At 66.9% G+C, this 16,853-nt stretch carries 15 protein-coding genes; 7 read left to right on the top strand and 8 right to left on the bottom strand.

The features are described 5' to 3' along the window. Nucleotides 1-35 precede the first annotated feature (35 nt). The 6 genes from AC1DOP_RS11920 to AC1DOP_RS11895 all read right to left on the bottom strand — a co-directional run bounded on the left by AC1DOP_RS11920 (nucleotide 36) and on the right by AC1DOP_RS11895 (nucleotide 6,193). Nucleotides 36-776, bottom strand: coding sequence for an LrgB family protein (locus AC1DOP_RS11920; RefSeq protein WP_477251311.1), 741 nt, complete (start codon nucleotides 774-776; stop codon nucleotides 36-38). Then, a complete protein-coding gene (locus AC1DOP_RS11915; RefSeq protein WP_442121451.1) occupies nucleotides 769-1,128 on the bottom strand; it encodes a CidA/LrgA family protein in 360 nt (119 codons plus the stop codon). The genes AC1DOP_RS11920 and AC1DOP_RS11915 overlap by 8 nt, the downstream gene beginning before the upstream one ends. A 50-nt stretch (nucleotides 1,129-1,178) precedes the next feature. After that, nucleotides 1,179-3,122 carry a methyl-accepting chemotaxis protein gene (locus AC1DOP_RS11910; protein ID WP_477251308.1) on the bottom strand — a complete coding sequence of 648 codons (1,944 nt, stop codon included), beginning with the start codon at nucleotides 3,120-3,122 and terminating at the stop codon, nucleotides 1,179-1,181. Nucleotides 3,123-3,131: 9 nt separating this feature from the next. After that, nucleotides 3,132-3,923, bottom strand: coding sequence for a TorF family putative porin (locus AC1DOP_RS11905; protein ID WP_442121453.1), 792 nt, complete (start codon nucleotides 3,921-3,923; stop codon nucleotides 3,132-3,134). A gap of 247 nt (nucleotides 3,924-4,170) precedes the next feature. After that, nucleotides 4,171-5,250, bottom strand: a complete 1,080-nt coding sequence (gene hppD, locus AC1DOP_RS11900) for a 4-hydroxyphenylpyruvate dioxygenase (protein WP_442121454.1) — start codon at nucleotides 5,248-5,250, stop codon at nucleotides 4,171-4,173. Nucleotides 5,251-5,287: 37 nt separating this feature from the next. Further along, on the bottom strand, nucleotides 5,288-6,193 hold the full coding sequence (locus AC1DOP_RS11895) for a LysR family transcriptional regulator (protein ID WP_477251306.1): 906 nt from the start codon (nucleotides 6,191-6,193) through the stop codon (nucleotides 5,288-5,290). A 142-nt stretch (nucleotides 6,194-6,335) separates the two neighbouring features. Between AC1DOP_RS11895 and hmgA the strand changes: the two genes are divergently transcribed. After that, the gene (gene hmgA, locus AC1DOP_RS11890) at nucleotides 6,336-7,616 is read left to right on the top strand and encodes a homogentisate 1,2-dioxygenase (RefSeq protein WP_477251518.1); all 1,281 of its coding nucleotides are present in this window, start codon (nucleotides 6,336-6,338) and stop codon (nucleotides 7,614-7,616) included. A 27-nt stretch (nucleotides 7,617-7,643) separates the two neighbouring features. Here the strand turns inward: hmgA and AC1DOP_RS11885 are convergent, their stop codons facing one another. Continuing rightward, nucleotides 7,644-8,177 carry a hypothetical protein gene (locus AC1DOP_RS11885; protein WP_477251304.1) on the bottom strand — a complete coding sequence of 178 codons (534 nt, stop codon included), beginning with the start codon at nucleotides 8,175-8,177 and terminating at the stop codon, nucleotides 7,644-7,646. 166 nt (nucleotides 8,178-8,343) lie between these two features. On the opposite strand from AC1DOP_RS11885, the gene AC1DOP_RS11880 reads away from it, so the two are divergent. The 5 genes from AC1DOP_RS11880 (at nucleotide 8,344) to AC1DOP_RS11860 (ending at nucleotide 12,895) form a co-directional block, all read left to right on the top strand. Next, entirely contained in the window at nucleotides 8,344-9,651 is a 1,308-nt protein-coding gene (locus AC1DOP_RS11880) for a hemolysin family protein (RefSeq protein WP_442121457.1), read from the top strand. Nucleotides 9,652-9,696: 45 nt separating this feature from the next. Next, nucleotides 9,697-10,128: a YeeE/YedE family protein gene (locus AC1DOP_RS11875; protein WP_442121458.1), complete on the top strand. Its 432-nt coding sequence runs from the start codon at nucleotides 9,697-9,699 to the stop codon at nucleotides 10,126-10,128. A gap of 2 nt (nucleotides 10,129-10,130) precedes the next feature. Next, nucleotides 10,131-10,592, top strand: a complete 462-nt coding sequence (locus tag AC1DOP_RS11870; protein ID WP_477251301.1) for a DUF6691 family protein — start codon at nucleotides 10,131-10,133, stop codon at nucleotides 10,590-10,592. Continuing rightward, entirely contained in the window at nucleotides 10,589-12,118 is a 1,530-nt protein-coding gene (locus AC1DOP_RS11865; RefSeq protein ID WP_477251299.1) for an FAD-dependent monooxygenase, read from the top strand. The genes AC1DOP_RS11870 and AC1DOP_RS11865 overlap by 4 nt, the downstream gene beginning before the upstream one ends. Before the next feature lie 81 nt (nucleotides 12,119-12,199). Next, a complete protein-coding gene (locus AC1DOP_RS11860) occupies nucleotides 12,200-12,895 on the top strand; it encodes an MBL fold metallo-hydrolase (RefSeq protein ID WP_442121461.1) in 696 nt (231 codons plus the stop codon). A gap of 1 nt (nucleotide 12,896) precedes the next feature. Here the strand turns inward: AC1DOP_RS11860 and AC1DOP_RS11855 are convergent, their stop codons facing one another. Beyond that, complete coding sequence (locus AC1DOP_RS11855) at nucleotides 12,897-15,254, bottom strand: TonB-dependent receptor domain-containing protein (RefSeq protein WP_477251296.1); 2,358 nt, start codon at nucleotides 15,252-15,254, stop codon at nucleotides 12,897-12,899. A gap of 230 nt (nucleotides 15,255-15,484) precedes the next feature. Between AC1DOP_RS11855 and AC1DOP_RS11850 the strand changes: the two genes are divergently transcribed. Next, nucleotides 15,485-16,846, top strand: a complete 1,362-nt coding sequence (locus AC1DOP_RS11850; protein WP_477251294.1) for an amino acid permease — start codon at nucleotides 15,485-15,487, stop codon at nucleotides 16,844-16,846. Nucleotides 16,847-16,853 lie beyond the last annotated feature (7 nt).

The raw sequence follows: 16,853 nt of genomic DNA, 5'->3' as shown, positions 1-16,853 counted from the left end.
GCCGGCGGCGCGCGATACACGTTCAGGATCCAGGCTCAATGCCCCATCCAGCCCAGCAGCGCCGGCACCAGCCAGGGCGCCACCAGCGCGGTCAGCACGCCGTTCAGTCCCATGCCCAGGCCCGCATAGGCGCCCATCTCGGGGCTGACCTGGAAGGCGCGCGCGGTACCGATGCCGTGCGCCGCCACGCCCAGCGCCAGGCCGCGCGCCGCATGCGATTCGACCCGCAGGGCGTTCATCAGGAAGCGCCCGCTGATGGCGCCGAAGATCCCGGTGCCGATCACCAGCACCGCGGTCAGCGCGGGAATGCCGCCCAGGCGTTCCGACACCGCCATCGCGATCGGCGTGGTGGCCGACTTGGGCGCGATGGTGCGCGCCAGCTCTGGCGAAGCGCCCAGCAGCAGCGCCACCAGCACCGCGCTGGCGATTGCCGTGACGCAGCCGCACAGCAGCGCGCACACCAGCGGCAGCAGGCTGCGGCGCAGCCGCGGCACCTGGCGCGCCAGCGGCACCGCCAGCGCCACCGTGGCCGGGCCGAGCAGGAAGTGCACGAACTGGGCGCCGGCAAAGTAGCGCTGGTAGGACATGCCGCTGGCCACCAGCAGCAGGCTGATGATGGCGATCGAGATCGCCACCGGATTCGCCAGCGGAGAGAAACCGCAGCGCGCGAACACCCATTGCGCGAACACGTAGGCGCACAGGGTCAGGGTGAGGCCCAGCAGCGGCGAGGCGGACAGGTAGACCCAGAAGTGGGTCAGTTCCTCGAAATTAAACATCGGCGCCGTCCTCCTTCGGGCGCGGCATCAGGACCTTCAGCACCAGCGCCGTCACCGCCAGCGTGGCCAGGGTGCTGACCACCACCGAGGCGCCGATCGCCAGCCACTGCCCGCTCCCGCTCGACGCCGCGACCACGATACCGACCCCGGCCGGCACGAACAGCAGCGACAGGTGGCGCAGCAGCTCGTTGGCGCCGGCCTCCACCACGTCCTGCAGACGGGGCAAGGCGACCAGGGCGGCCAGCAGCAGCAGCATGCCGGTCACCGGCCCGGGGACGGGCCAGCCGAACAGGAACACCAGGCCTTCGCCCAGGCATTGGAACACCAGCAGAACGGCAAATGCGGACAGCAAGGCTTCCTCCCGAATCTCATCGATTCGGCGAGGATAGCAGTTATCGGCGCTCAGGCGCGGGCTTCGATCCGGAACTTGCCGACCAGTCCGACCAGCAGCGATGCCTGGTCCTGCAAGCTGGCCGCAGCGGCGGCGGCCTGCTCGACCAGGGCGGCGTTCTGCTGGGTCGCGCCGTCCATCTGCACGATCGCCGCATTGACCTGGGCAATGCCGTTGCTCTGTTCCGCGCTGGCGGCGCTGATCTCGGCGACGATCGCGCTGACCCGGCGCACGCTGTCCACCACCTGCTCCATGGTCATGCCGGCTTCGCCCACCAGGGTGGCGCCGGTGCCGACCTTGGCCGCCGAATCCCCGATCAGGCCCTTGATTTCCTTCGCCGCCGCGGCCGAGCGCTGGGCCAGGTTGCGCACTTCGGAGGCCACCACGGCAAAGCCGCGGCCCTGCTCGCCGGCGCGCGCCGCTTCGACGGCGGCGTTGAGCGCCAGGATATTGGTCTGGAAGGCGATGCCGTCGATCACCGAGATGATCTCGACGATGCGTCCGGAGGCCGCGCTGATCGCATCCATGGTCTCGACCACGCGCGCGACCGCCGCGCCCCCGCTGGCGGCGGTGTCGGCGGCGGCCTGGGCCAGCCGGCGCGCTTCCTGGGCGTTGTCGGCGTTCTGCTTCACGGTCGAGGTCAGCTCCTCCATCGAGGCCGCGGTTTCCTCCAGAGCGCTGGCCTGTTGTTCGGTCCTGTCCGACAGGTCGGCATTGCCCTGCCTGATCTCGTGGCTGGCCGAAGCCACATTGTCCGAGCTGTGGCGCACCTGGGCCAGCACGTCCTGGATCCTGGCCACGAAGCCGTTGAAGCCGGCGGCGATGGCCGCCAGCTCGTCCCTGCCCTTCACCTCGAGGCGCACCGTGAGGTCGGCATTGCCGCTCGCGAGGCCACTCATGGTGCTTCCCAGCACGCGCAGCGGCCGGGTCAGGCGGTTCAGGACCGCGATCATCACCGCGGCGGCCAGCGCGGCGGACAGCAGCGCGGCGACCAGGGTCTCCTGCAGCAGCCTGCGGGCGTCGGCCGTGGCCACGCTCTGCGGGAACACCAGCTGCACCGACCAGGGTGCGATGTCGGCGTGCAGGCGCAGCGGCTGCAGCAGGTGCACCATGCCGGCGGCGTCGACGAATTCATAGGCCTTGCCGTCGCGGACCGCCGCCAGGCCGGCCGCGGGAATATCGGCCGCCTTCTTGCCGTTGCGCGCCGCGTCCGGATGGCTGGCGTAGAGGCCGCCGTTCGACACCAGCGACAGGCTGCCGCCGCTGATGGCTTTCATGCCGCCGAGGATGTCGCCCAGGCGGGTCAGCATGAAATCCGCGCTGACGGTACCCTTGAACTGGCCGTCGATCAGGATCGGCGCCACCAGCGACGCCATCTGCACCTGCTTGCCGCCGACCGGATAGGCATAGGGCTCCGTGAAGAACAGGCGCCGCGACCGCTTCGGCACGTCGTACCAGTCATTGGCGCCGGGTGCGTCCGAGAACACGATCGGCTCGACGTGCACGCCGCCGCCGCTGCGGGTGTAGTAAGGCATGTAGCGGCCGCTGGCATCGTACTCGGGCTGCTTGCCGGCGTACTCTTCATCCTTGCCGTCCAGCGCGCCGGGCTCCCAGGTGACGGCGGCGCCGATCAGGTCCTCGGAACCGAGCAGGGTGGCTTTCGTCATTTCGCCGATCTGCGGCCGCGCCAGGGTCATGCCGGCGCCGCGGGTCGCACGCATCGCGGCGGCCAGGTTGGCGACCGCGCTGAGATTGGCGCCGATGCGCGCTTGCACCGCTTCGGCGGCTTCGCGCGCCGCGGTACGGGCCAGCTGCATGCTGGCGGCTTCCGCGCTGCGGCTGCCGCGCACGCCGATCAAGGTGGCGGTGACGGCCAGGCTGAGGATCACCAGCACGGTTGCGGTGAGGCAAATCCGTGCGTTCAGCGACAGGGAGGACAGGACTTTGTAGGACATGCGGCTGACTCAGAAAGTACGGGTGAGGGAGAGGACCAGGGCGCGGCGGGCCACGTTCGCAAACGCGGGGCGGCCGTCGGCGCGCGGGACGCCGGTGGTATAGCGGTCGTAGACGCCGGCGCCGCCGAAGGCACGGGTGTAGTTCAGCGCGGCGACCCAGCCGCCCTCGAACTTCTTGCTGAGGCCGGCGCGCAGGTCGCGCCAGTCCCAGATCCCGTTGCCGGCTCCCGCCACCCGGCCATCGCCGGCATGCAGTTGCAGCGCCAGCGCATGGCCGAGCTCATGATTGGCGCCGACGTCCAGGTAGCCGGTGCCGCGCGCATCCTGGATGCCGAAGAAATCGCGGCTGAAGGTGTAGTTGTACTTGGCGTACAGGGATTTCCAGCTCAGGCCGGCCTGCACTTCGCCGTAGTCGTAGCTGGTCCCGGTGGCCGAGACGCGCGCGCCCGGGTACTTGTACCAGGTGAGCGTGGCGTTGTAGCCGAGCGGACCGATGGTGCCCGCATAGCCGGCGTAGAGGTCGACTTCCATCGATCCGTTTTCGACGAAGCGCTCGTCGATGCTCGAGGCCCAGACGCCGGCGTTCCAGCCGCGCGAACCCGCATAGTCGAACCCGGCCTGGACGGCGGGACGGCCCCAGGACTGGCGGATGCCGCGCGAGACATACTGGGAGACCACGCCCAGGTTGGCGCTGAACGGCGATGCTTCTTCGGAGGCGGTGGAATAGTCGCCGGCGCTGCAGTGGCCGGCAACGAGGAAGCCGGCGAGCAGCGGAAGGGTGGAACGTGGAGAGAGTCGCATGACGGCTGGGAAAATTGATGCCATGCGGAAATTCTAGGTGGTGCACGTGAGAATGTGCGTATTTTCCCACGGGAAAATACGTATTTCGCGTGGGAATGCGACGTGCTTACAACACTTCCTGTCTCAGACGATAGCGAACTGGAAAGTTATTTCGTCCTGCCCGCCGCCCATCGCTTCGTCGCCCCGCGACTATCGCGTCGTCGTCCCCGCGAAAGCGGGGACCCGACGAAAAGCGAACGCTCGAATCTTACGCCGCGGTCTTCAGCGCCCCGCGCTTCAACTGGTCCCGCTCCATCGACTCGAACAGCGCCTTGAAATTACCCTCCCCAAAGCCCTCGTCGCCCTTGCGCTGGATGAACTCGAAGAACACCGGACCCAGCTGGTTTTCCGAGAAGATCTGCAGCAGCAGGCGCTTCGAATCGCCCTCGACCTTGCCGTCGACCAGCAGGCCGCGCGCCTTCAGGGCGCCAACGTCTTCGCCGTGGCCCGGCAGGCGGGCTTCCAGCATCTCGTAATAGGTTTCCGGCGGCGCGGTCATCAGGGGGATGCCGGCGGCGCGCAGGCCGTCGACGGTCTCGAAGATGTTCTCGGTCAGCAGCGCGATGTGCTGGATGCCTTCGCCGTTGAACTTGAGCAGGTATTCCTCGATCTGGCCGCCGCCGGCCTGCGATTCCTCGTTCAGCGGAATCCGGATCATGCCGTCCGGCGCCGTCATCGCCTTCGAGGTCAGGCCGGTGTATTCGCCCTGGATGTCGAAGTAGCGGATCTCGCGGAAGTTGAACAGCTTCTCGTAGAAGCCGGCCCAGTAGGTCATGCGGCCCCGGTAGACGTTGTGGGTCAGGTGGTCGATGATCTTCAGTCCATGACCCTGCGGATGGCGGTCGACGCCGTCGATGAATTCGAAGTCGATGTCATAGATCGACTTGCCGTCCTCGAAACGGTCGATCAGATACAGCGGCGCGCCGCCGATGCCCTTGATGGCCGGCAGGCGCAGTTCCATCGGGCCGGTCGGGATCTCCATCGGGATCGCGCCCAGTTCCAGCGCGCGCGCATAGGCTTTGTGGGAATCCTTGACGCGGAAGGCCATGCCGCAGGCCGACGGGCCGTGCTCGGCGGCAAAGTAGGCGGCCGCGCTCTTCGGCTCGTTGTTGACGATGAAGTTGATGTCGCCCTGGCGGTACAGCACCACGTCCTTCGAACGGTGCACGGCCACCTTGGTGAAGCCCAGCTTCTCGAAGATCGGCTCGAGCAGGCCCGGGGTCGGGGAAGCGAATTCGACGAATTCAAAGCCCATCAGGCCCATCGGATTCTCAAACAGGTCAGCCATTGTCATGTCCTCTATTCATTAAGCGTTTTTATCGGTACTACTCTGCGAACACGTCCGCAATCAGGCCCCGCAGCCACTGGATGCCGGGATCGTGGTTGAAGCGCCGGTGCCAGAAGACGTTGGTTTGCAAGGTCGGCAAGGCAAGCGGCGGTTCGATCCACTTCAATCCGAATGGCGCCGCGGCACTCTCCGCCAGCTTCTGCGGCACCGTCACCACCAGGTCGGAGGTGGCCACGATATACGGTACCGCGGTGAAATGCGGCACCCGGAACCTCGCCTGCGTCCCCACCCCGGCCTTTTCCAGCAGGACGTTGATCCGGTCGTAGGGGCTCTGGGCCGCATCCACGATCAGGTGCGTCGCCTGCACGAAGCGCGCCAGGTCCACGCTGCCGGTCGCCAGCGGATGCCCCTTGCGGAACATGCTGACGAAAGGCTGCCGGAACAGCTGGCGCTGGTAGAGCGCTTCCGACACCTCCTCGAAGGCGCCGATCGCCAGGTCCACCCTGCCCGTCTCCATGTCGTCCTTCAGCGTGAGCGGGTTGGCGCGCTTCGAGGCGACCTCCACGTTCGGCGCCAGCGCGCGGCAGCGTTCGACCAGCACCGGCATGAAGTACACCTCGCCGACGTCGGTCATGGCAAGCGTGAAGCGGCGCGTACTCGTACCCGGCTCGAAGCGGCTGCGCTGGCTCAGCGCCAGCGCCACCTGGGCCATCGCGGCGCCGATCGGCTCGGCCATCTGCTGCGCCAGCGGGGTCGGCTGCATGCCGTGCGCGGTCCGCACGAACAATTCGTCGCCGAAGGTGCGGCGCAGGCGCGCCAGCGCATTGCTGACGGCGGACTGGGTCAGGCCGAGGCGGCGCGCCGCACCCGAAATCTGGCGCTCGCGGTAAACCTCCTGAAACACGGACAACAGGTTCAGGTCGATGCTAGACGGTTCGATCATGCGCTCGATAGTGTTATTGACGGGGTAAATAGTCTACATTTTTATATTCACCTCGTAAAATTCGCAAGTCTCCTCTACAGTGACGAAAAAGCCACGTCATATGCCATAGATCGTCCAGGAGAAAATCTTGACCCACGGATACATGAGCGGATTCGGCAACGAATTCGCCACCGAAGCCCTGCCGGGCGCCCTGCCCGCCCACCGCAATTCCCCGCAGCGCGTGGCCTATGGCCTGTACGCCGAACAACTCTCCGGTACCGCCTTCACCGCCCCGCGCGGCCACAACCGCCGCAGCTGGCTGTACCGGATCCGTCCGGCCGCCATGCACGGCGCCTTCGTCCCGGTCGAGCAGACCCGCATCGCGGCCGGCTTCGACGGCCTGGCGCCCTCGCCCAACCAGATGCGCTGGAGCCCGCTGCCGATTCCCGATGCCCCCACCGACTTCATCGACGGCTGGGTGACCATGGCCGGCAACGGTTCGCCGGGCGCGATGGCCGGCTGCGCGATCCACCTGTACGCCGCCAACCAGCCGATGACGGGACGCTATTTCTACAGCGCCGATGGCGAACTGCTGATCGTGCCCCAGCAGGGCCGGCTGTCAATCGCCACCGAGCTGGGCCTGCTGGAAGTCGAGCCGCAGCAGATCGCCGTGATTCCGCGCGGCATGCGCTTCACGGTCGCCCTGCCGGACGGCGCGGCGCGCGGCTATATCTGCGAGAACTTCGGCGCCCTGCTGCGCCTGCCGGACATGGGGCCGATCGGCTCGAACGGCCTGGCGAATCCGCGCGACTTCCTGTCGCCGGTGGCGCGTCATGAGGATGTGGAAGGAGATTTCGAACTGGTGGCGAAATTCGGCGGCAAGCTCTGGGCGGCGCCGATCGGGCATTCGCCGCTGGACGTGGTGGCCTGGCACGGCAACTACGCACCCTACAAGTACGACCTGCGCCACTTCAACACCATCGGCTCGATCAGCTACGACCACCCGGATCCGTCGATCTTCCTGGTGCTGCATTCGCCGACCAGCACGCCCGGCGTCGACGACCTCGATTTCGTGATCTTCCCGCCGCGCTGGCTGGTCGGCGAGGATACCTTCCGCCCGCCCTGGTTCCACCGCAATGTGGCGAGCGAGTTCATGGGCCTGATCCACGGCGCCTACGACGCCAAGGCCGAGGGCTTCGTGCCGGGCGGCGCCAGCCTGCACAACTGCATGAGCGGCCACGGGCCGGACGCCGCGACTTTCGACAAGGCCAGCAGCGCCGACACCTCGAAGCCGCACAAGGTGACCGACACGATGGCCTTCATGTTCGAGACCCGCACGCCGATCGTGGCGACGGCCCAGGCCCTGAAATCGCCGCAGTTGCAGGCGAATTACCAGGACTGCTGGGCGGGTATCGGCAAGCATTTCGATCCGGCCCGCCCTTGATGCAATCGCCGGCCGGAAGGCGCTGTCCTATTCGGACTTCGCTTCCGGCCGATGCCGGGCCTCACAAGCGCTGAGGTCATTCGCTGTTTCCTTCAGCGAGCGCACCACACCCTTCTCGACGACCAGCTCCTGGCTCACGGCATAAATGGACTGGCTGCCTGCATGGCATCGGTAGTCCAATACCGTCTTGAAGGTGCCGCTCAGCCATTCCGCGAAGGCCGGGCTTTTCATGTCGGGATAGATTTCCTGCAGAGGGATGTCGCCGCTGCATTTCATGAGGCCGGTCATCCACAGCTTCCCGCCTTCCAGCCTGAACCGCCCGACGGGGCCGCCAATGGCGGAGCATCCGAATTCTTTGCGACGGATTTTCCATATACGCTCGTTGTCGGGCAGCTCGACCCAGCAACAGCTCGACGGAAAAATACGGCCGCTACGTGCGCCATCGGCATACTGGTCGATCAGGGGCTCGGTTGCCGAGCCGGGGCCTGCCGCCATCAAGGCCAGGACCAGGAAGAGGATTCTTCGTACCTGCTTGCAGAAATGAGGAAAGGTCATCTTCATCCGGTCGAGCTCCGTTCCAGGCGCGGCGAACGTCAAGTGTACGGGTATTATTGCTCTTATTGCAAAGAAAGCCGTTTCTCATCCATTCTTGCCCTCGGCGAATCGTGCGACCGTTGGCGCGCGATTGCTGCCGTGCGATGATAAGGTGACAACCCACGGAATCCGCATGGCCGACATCATCATCATCCTCGTCCTCATTCTGCTCAACGGCATCTTCGCGATGTCGGAACTGGCGGTGGTCTCGGCCAAGCGCATGCGCCTCGAGAAGATGGCCGCCGAAGGCAATGCGGGCGCCCCGGCCGCGATCAGGCTGTCGGAAGATCCCAGCCGCTTCCTCTCCACCGTCCAGGTCGGCATCACCCTGATCGGCATCTTCAATGGCGCCTTCGGCGAAGCCTCGCTGGTGGCGCGCCTGATTCCCTCCTTGACCGACATCGGCATCCCGGAAACGTATGCGCGCCCGGCGGCGCTGACCGTGGTCGTGGTCGGCATCACCTTCGCCTCGATCGTGCTGGGCGAGCTGGTGCCCAAGCGCATCGCCATCCTCTACCCGGAATTGCTGGCCAGCCGTATCGCGCGGCCGATGAAGGCGCTGTCGCGCCTGATGCATCCCTTCGTGCAATTGCTGTCGCTGACGACCGACTTCATCATGCGGCTGCTCGGCATGCGCCACCACAAGGACGAGACCCCGACCGAGGAAGAAGTCACCGGCATGATCCGCGAGAGCACCGATGCCGGCGTCTTCGAGCGCGCCGAGTACGACATCGCCGCGCGCGCCCTGCGCCTGGACGACTGGCATCTGCGGGCGCTGATGACGCCGCGCGTCGATCTCGAATACCTCGACCTCGCCAACCCGCTGGAAGTCAACCTGGTCCACATCGCCGACCGTCCCTACGCCCGCTTTCCGGTCTACCGCGGCGACCGCTCCCAGGTGCTGGGCATCGTCAACGCGCGCGACCTGTTCCGCCAGGCCATCCGCAAGGGCTCGCTCCAGGAAATCGACATCGAGGCCGAGCTCGACGCCCCGCTCTACGTGCCGGAATCGGTCAGCGCCATCGACCTGCTCGAACAGCTGAAGAAGAACCATGCGGAACTCGCGATGGTCGTCGACGAGTACGGCGAGATCCAGGGCATGATCACCCTCACCGACGTGATGGGCGCCCTGGTGGGCGAAGTGCCTGCGGTCGAGGACGAGGAAGCCCCGGACGCCGTGCAGCGCGAAGACGGCAGCTGGTTCATGGACGGCGGCATGGTGCTGGACCGCTTCCGCTACCTGACCGGGGCCCAGTTCAGATTCCCGGACGAGGGCTCGGACGCCTATCACACGCTGGCCGGCTTCATCCTCTACCAGCTCGGCTACATCCCGAAGCCCGGCGAGCGCCTGGACTGGGGCGGCTGGCTGTTCGAAGTCGCGGACATGGACGGCAACCGCATCGACCGCCTGCTGGTGATGCCCGCCGCAAGCCTTCCTTGACAGCGTCGGCATACCTGCCAGAATTCAGCTGAGGGGAGGAACGACATGGTCATCGACAGCATCCACTTCACCCCGCTGGCCTCGTTCGGCGGCGGCCTGCTGATCGGGCTCGGCGCCGCCGTGCTGCTGCTGGCCAACGGACGCGTGGCCGGCGTCAGCGGCATCGCCGGCGGCTTGCTGCGTCCGGCGCGCGGCGACATCGGCTGGCGCCTCGCATTCCTGCTCGGCCTGCTGGCCGCGCCGCTCGGCTGGCTGGCGCTGCAGGCGATGCCGCCGGCCCAGATCGACCACACGCCGGCGCTGCTGGCCGTGTCCGGCCTGCTGGTGGGGCTCGGCACGCGCTTCGGCTCGGGCTGCACCAGCGGCCACGGCGTGTGCGGCATCGCCCGCCTGTCGCCGCGCTCGATCGTCGCCACCATCTGTTTCGTGGCGGCAGGTTTCGTCACCGTTTACGTGATGCGTCACGTGCTGGGCTAATCATGCCGACCGTCACCGCCTTCATTGCCGGCCTGCTGTTCGGCTCCGGCCTGATCCTGTCGGGAATGAGCAACCCCGCCAAGGTGCTGGCCTTCCTCGACCTGGCCGGCCGCTGGGATCCTTCGCTGCTGTTCGTGATGCTGGGCGCGATCCTGGTGGCGGCGGTCGCCTTCCGCGCCGGCGGCGAACGCGCCCGCACCGTGTTCGGCGCCACCATCCACCTGCCCGGCGCCCGCCACATCGACGCCAGGCTGATACTCGGCAGCGTGGTGTTCGGCGTCGGCTGGGGCCTGGTCGGCTACTGTCCCGGTCCCGCGCTCACCAGCCTGGGCGTCGGCGGCTGGCCGACCCTGCTGTTCGTGGCCGCCATGATCGCCGGGATGGCCGTGTTCGAAGTCAGCGAACGAATCAACGCCCGGCGCACCTCGGGCGGACCTCCCCAACCCGCAACGGAGACTCCATGAAGCAACGCGAAGACGTCCTGATCGCCGGCGCCGGCCCCACCGGCCTGGTGCTGGCCCTGTGGCTGGCGCGCCAGGGAGTGAAGGTGCGCATCGTCGACAAGACCGCCGGCCCCGGCACCACCTCGCGCGCGGTGGTGGTCCATGCGCGGACCTTGGAGCTCTACCGTGAGCTCGGCATGGCCGGCGAGGTGATCGCGTCCGGCATGGTCAATCCAGGCATCAACCTCTGGGTGCGCGGCAAGCGGCGCGCCCACATCACCTTCATCGACGCCGGCACCGACCTCACGCCCTACCCCTTCATCCTGGTCTTTCCCCAGGACCGGCACGAGCGCCTCCTGATCGCCCACCTGGAGCAGATGGACGTGAAGGTCGAGCGCGAGACCGAGCTGCTGGGCTTCGAGCAGCACGACGACCACGTGCAGGTGCGCCTGCGCGGCCCCGCCGGCGAGGAGACCTGCGAGGCGCGCTACCTGGCCGGCTGCGACGGCGCGCGCTCGCCGGTGCGGCACCAGCTCGGCGCCCACTTCGAAGGCGGCACCTACGACCAGCTGTTCTACGTCGCCGACGTGGTCGCGTGCGGTCCGCCGGCGGACGGCCAGATCCACGTCTCGCTGGACGATGCCGACTTCCTGGCGCTGTTCTCGTACACCAAGGACGGCCTGGCGCGCCTGATCGGCAGCATCCGCGAAGACCGCGTCGCGCCGGACCGCGAGCTGACGTTCGACGACGTCAGCGAGCGCGCGATCCGCGGCCTGGGTGTCGAGGTCAAACAGGTGAACTGGTTCTCGACCTACAAGGTGCACCACCGCCTGACCGAGCACTTCCGCCACGGACGCGTGTTCCTGCTGGGCGACGCCGCCCACATCCACAGCCCGGCCGGCGGCCAGGGCATGAACACCGGCATCGGCGACGCCATCAATCTGGCCTGGAAGCTGAATGCGGTCCTCCACGGCGACGCCGCCGACCGCCTGCTCGACAGCTACGACAGCGAACGCCTGGCCTTCGCGCGCACCCTGGTCGAGACCACCGACCGCGTCTTCACCTTCGTCTCCGCCGAGGGCGGCTTCGCGAACTTCGTCCGCACCCGCATCGCCCCGCTGTTCGTCAGCGCGGCCTACAAGGTGGAAGGGGTGCGGGAGTTCATGTTCCGGCTGGTGTCCCAGTGCATGCTGAACTACCACGGCAGCCCGCTCAGCAGCGGCTCGGCCGGCAAGGTCAAGGGCGGCGACCGCCTGCCCTGGGCCCACGGCGCCGCGCTCGACAACTACGCGCCGACCGGCACCGTGGACTGGCAGGTGCATGTGTATGGCCGGGCGTCCGATGCGCTGTCAAGCTGGTGCCACCACGTCGGCCTGGCGCTGCACGTGTTCGACTGGGAGCGGGCGCATGAGCACGCCGGACTGGCGCGGGATGCGGCTTATCTCTTGCGGCCGGACGGGTATGTGGCGCTGGCGGATCCGCAGGCGCGGCCGGAGGGGATTCGGCATTATTTTCGGGAGATCGGGTATCAGCGGTTCACGGGGTAGAGGCGGCCGAGGGTCCGGAAACTTGCCGCTCCGACAGCAACATGGCACACTGCGGCATCCACCTTCTTGTATAGACATGGCATGAATCCGATCCAACTGTTCGACCCCGTCTCGTCCACCTTCACCTACATCATCGCCGGTCCCGACGACAAGGAAGCGGTGATCATCGATCCGGTCGACCAGCACTGTGAGCGCGACCTGGCCCATGTCGAAAGGCTCGGCCTGCGCCTGGCCTACGTCCTGGAGACCCACGTCCATGCCGACCACGTGACCTCGGCGGGCCGCCTGCACGCGCTGACCGGGGCCAAGACCGCCGTACCGAGCGGCTGCGGCGTCCCGACGGCGGAATTGCAGCTGCGCGACGGCGACACCATCCGCTTCGGCAGGATTGAAACGATTTCGGTGATCCACACGCCCGGCCACACGGCGGGCAGCATGTGCTATGTCTGGCGGGGGAGTGTGTTCACCGGCGACACCCTGCTGATCAACGGCTGCGGGCGCACCGATTTCCAGGGTGGCAGCGCGGAGGCGCTGTACGACAGCGTCACCGGCAAGCTGTTCGGCCTGCCCGACGAGACCAGGGTCTGGCCGGGCCACGACTACAAGGGGCAGTCGGTGTCCACCATCGGCTGGGAGAAAAGGAACAACGCGCGCCTGGCCGGACGCTCGCGCGAGGATTTCGTGCAGCTGATGGGGCAGCTGAACCTGCCCAAGCCGAAGCTGATCGACGTCGCCGTGCCGGCAAACCGCAACCTCGGCCTGCCGCACAGCGTCTGAATCACATACCCGGGCCGCCGCCGCCCGGGCCGCTGCCGCCGAAGCCGCCCGGGCCGCCATGCCGGCCTTCGCCCTCCGGACCACCGCGCTCCCGGCGCTGACCACCGCCCTGCACGCCGCCGAAGCGGTAGGACAGGCCGATGAAGGCCATGCGGCCATCGTAGCGCGTGATCGAGTGCTGCTTCAGGTAGGTGGTATCGGTAATGGTTTCCATCTTCTGCGAACGGAAGACGTCGCGCACATCGAAGACCAGCGACAGCTGCGGCGTCAGGCTGCGCTTGTAGGTGAAGTTGAGCGTCGCCGACGGCTCGCGGTAGCCGGTACCGGCCAGGGTCTTGCCCTGGGCGCTGATCATGAACTGCAGCATGTCCTGCGGCGTCATCTGGTAGTTCAGGCGGCCGCGCGCGGTCAGCGAGGTCGCCGATCGCGTGTACTCGGCACCCGTGATGTCGATCTGCTGCTGCTCGGTGTAGGCCAGGTTGCCGCTGGTGTTGATCGTCAGTTGCGGCGTGAGCTTGCCGCTCAAGGTGAACTCCAGGCCGCCGGCGCGGTTATGGCCGCCGTTCTCCAGCGTCGTCAAGAGCACGGTATCGTTGACCGCCACCTGGCGGCTGCGGATCATGTCGCGGTCGGCGCGGTAATAGGCGCGCAGGTTGGCGTTCAGCTGGCCGGCCTTGGTCTCGTAGCCGATCTCGAAGGAATCGGTCTGCACCGGTTTCAATTTCGGGTTACCGCTCGACTCGTTCAACTCGTCCTGGTAGACGACGAAGGGATTGAGCTGCTGGCCGGTGGCGCGGCGGATCCGGTGGGCGTAGGCAAAACGCAGATTGGTCGTCTCGTTCAGCTTGTAGGTTGCGAAGGCGCTCGGAATCCAGTTCAGGTAGCTGTTGGTGGCACTCAGCCCGGTCGTGATCTCGTCCAGGTCCATGTGCGTGTGCTCGGCGCGCAGGCCGACCAGCGCGCCCCAGCGTTCGTTCACCTTCCACTGGTAGGAGCCGTACAGGGCGGCGTCGCGCTCGTCGACCTCGAAGGCGTTGGTGCGGCGGCCGTTCGCCACCGCCGCGCCGCTCAAGGGATCGAAGTCGAAGTAGCGGGTATCGAACTGGCTGTCGGTGTCGATGATCTTGTATCCCAGCTTGACGATGGCGCCGCTCTCGAGCGGGGTCTCGTAGTCGCCGGTGTAGTCGACGATCCTGACCTTGTTGGCGACGTCCTGCAGGCTGCTGGTATCGGTTCCCGAGAACGGCTGGCCCGGGTCGATCGGGCGCGGCGGCGCGATCAGGTACTGGTTCGCGTAACGCGAGTCATTACTGTTGTCGCTGTCCGACACGCGCAGGTCCATGCGGAACAGCTCGCCGATCTTCTCGCCCTTGTGGTCCCAACGGGCGCCCCATGTCGAGTTGGTATTCTCGCCGGTGCGCCTGGTCGTGCGGAAGTAGTCGCTGTACGGCGCGCCATCGTTGGCCAGCGTGTAGTGGCTCTGGTTCAGGTTGTCGTTGTTGCGCTTCATGTAGCCGGCGTTGGCTTCCAGCGTATCGTCCTGGCCCAGGTTATAGGTCAGCTGGCCGCGCGCCCCCGCCATGTCGTTCAGGCCCGTGCTGGAGGAGGTCTGGATCGTGTGCTGGTCGGCGCCGGTGCGCGGATCGATGCGGTCACGCTCGGTGTCGCCGGTCGAATTGCGGCCGTCGTGGCGGAAGTTGACACCGCCCTGCATGCCCCACCGTCCGCTGTTGTAGCCGCCACTGACCTGGCCGTTGTAGCGCCCCGCCGTCCCATAGTTGACGTTGGCCACGCCCTGTCCGCCGGGACGGCGCGAACGCTTCATCACCAGGTTCAGGATCGGGCCGCCGCCGCCCTCGTTGCCGAATTCCGCGCCGGGATTGTTGATGACCTCGATCGAGTCGATGTCCTCGGCCGGCATGGCCTGCAGCATCGAGCCGCGCCCTTCTCCCTGCAGCATTGCCGAAGGCTTGCCGTCGACCAGGATCTGCACATTGGTATTGCCGCGCAGGGACACGGTGCCGTCCGGATCCACGCCGACCGAGGGCACATTGCCAAGCGCATCGGCGGCGCTGCCGTTCGAGCTGCTGGCGTCGCTCTTGACGTCGTAGACCTGGCGGTCGATGCGGTTGGTCTGGCGTTCGCCGACCACGTTCACGGACTGGACCTTGCCGCCGGGCGCGGCCTGGCCGCTGGTGGCGCCGCTCGATGCCGGTGCCGCGGCCGGCGCGCCGCCCGTCGTCTGGGCGATGGCCGGATGCAGGACGGCCAGGTCGCACAAGGCCAGGCCGATTGCCAGGTAATGGGCGCGGCGCCGCCGGGACGCACCGCCGCCAAGCTTGCGTTGGGAGTGGTTCATTTGATTGTTGTAGGCGTTGAACGAGTCTCAAAAGCGCCGACCGGACGCAATGCCGGCCGAACGAAGCGTGCAGGATACCTGAACAGCAGCGAAAGTTGCCGAGACTTACAACTCTTTGCACATGTCAATACGTGAGTGCGCGGAGCTCGGCCGGCGATATTCTCCCCCGCACGGCGGGCATCGATTATCATTCCTGTCTTTCAGGCAAGACAACCCAAGGCGGGAACCCGATGGCGCTCCACGAAAACCACCTCAAACGCGGCCTCAAGAGCCGGCACATCCAGCTGATCGCCCTCGGCGGCGCGATCGGTACCGGCCTCTTCCTCGGCGTCGCGCAGACGGTCAGCATGGCCGGCCCCTCGATCCTGCTGGGCTATGCGGTGGCCGGCCTGATCGCCTTCCTGATCATGCGCCAGCTCAGCGAGATGATGGTCGACGAACCGGTGGCCGGCTCGTTCAGCCACTTCGCCGACAAATACTGCGGCCGCTTCGCCGGCTTCCTGACCGGCTGGAATTACTGGGTGCTGTACGTGCTGGTCAGCATGGCAGAGCTGTCCGCGGTCGGCATCTACGTGCAGTACTGGTTCCCGGAGATCCCGACCTGGGTCTCGGCCCTCGGCTGCTTCGTGTTCGCCAACGCCATCAGCATGTTCAATGTGCGCGCCTTCGGCGAGACCGAATTCTGGTTCGCGGTCATCAAGGTGGTCGCCATCGTCGCCATGATCCTGTATGGCATCTTCCTGCTGTTCTCCGGCGGCGCCGGTCCGCAGGCGGGCGTGGCCAACCTGTGGCAGCACGGCGGCTTCTTCGCCCACGGTATCGAAGGCCTGGTGATGTCGATGGCGGTGCTGATGTTCTCCTTCGGCGGCCTGGAAGTCATCGGCATCACGGCGGCCGAGGCCGACAACCCGTCGAAGTCGATCCCGAAAGCCACCAACCAGGCGCTGTGGCGCATCCTGGTGTTCTACGTCGGCTCGCTGGCCGTGCTGCTCTCGCTGTATCCCTGGAACCAGATCAAGCCCGGCGCCAGCCCCTTCGTCCTGATCTTCAAGGCGCTGGACGCCGGCGCGGTCGCCCACGTGCTGAACCTGGTGGTGCTGACGGCCGCCGTCTCGGTCTATAACAGCTGCGTGTATTCGAACAGCCGCATGCTGTACGGCCTCGCCACCCAGGGCCACGCCCCGCGCGCGCTGCTGAAGGTGAACGAGCGCGGCGTGCCGCTGGTGTCGCTGGGCGTGTCGGCGGTGGCGACCGTCATCTGCGTGGCGGTCAACTATGCGCTGCCGGGCAAGGCGCTGGGCATGCTGATGGGCCTGGCCGTGGCGGGAATGATGATCAACTGGGCGATGATCAGCTGGAGTCATCTGCGTTTCCGTCAGGCCAAGGCGGCCCAGGGTGCCAAGCCCGTATTCGCCAGCCCCTTCTATCCGGTGACGAACTGGTTGTGCCTGGCGTTCCTGGCCGGGATCCTGGTGATCATGTATATGACGCCGGAGATGCGGGTGTCGGTTTGGTTGATTCCGGTTTGGCTGGTGGTGCTGGGTGTCGGCTACCGGATGCGGATGCGGACCCGCGACACGGCGGCGGCCTGAATGGACG

The sequence above is a fragment of the Massilia sp. 01N410 genome (genome assembly GCF_056399665.1).
Note: the sequence above shows the minus strand (reverse complement) of the source record. Positions and strands in the feature narration are given on the sequence as shown.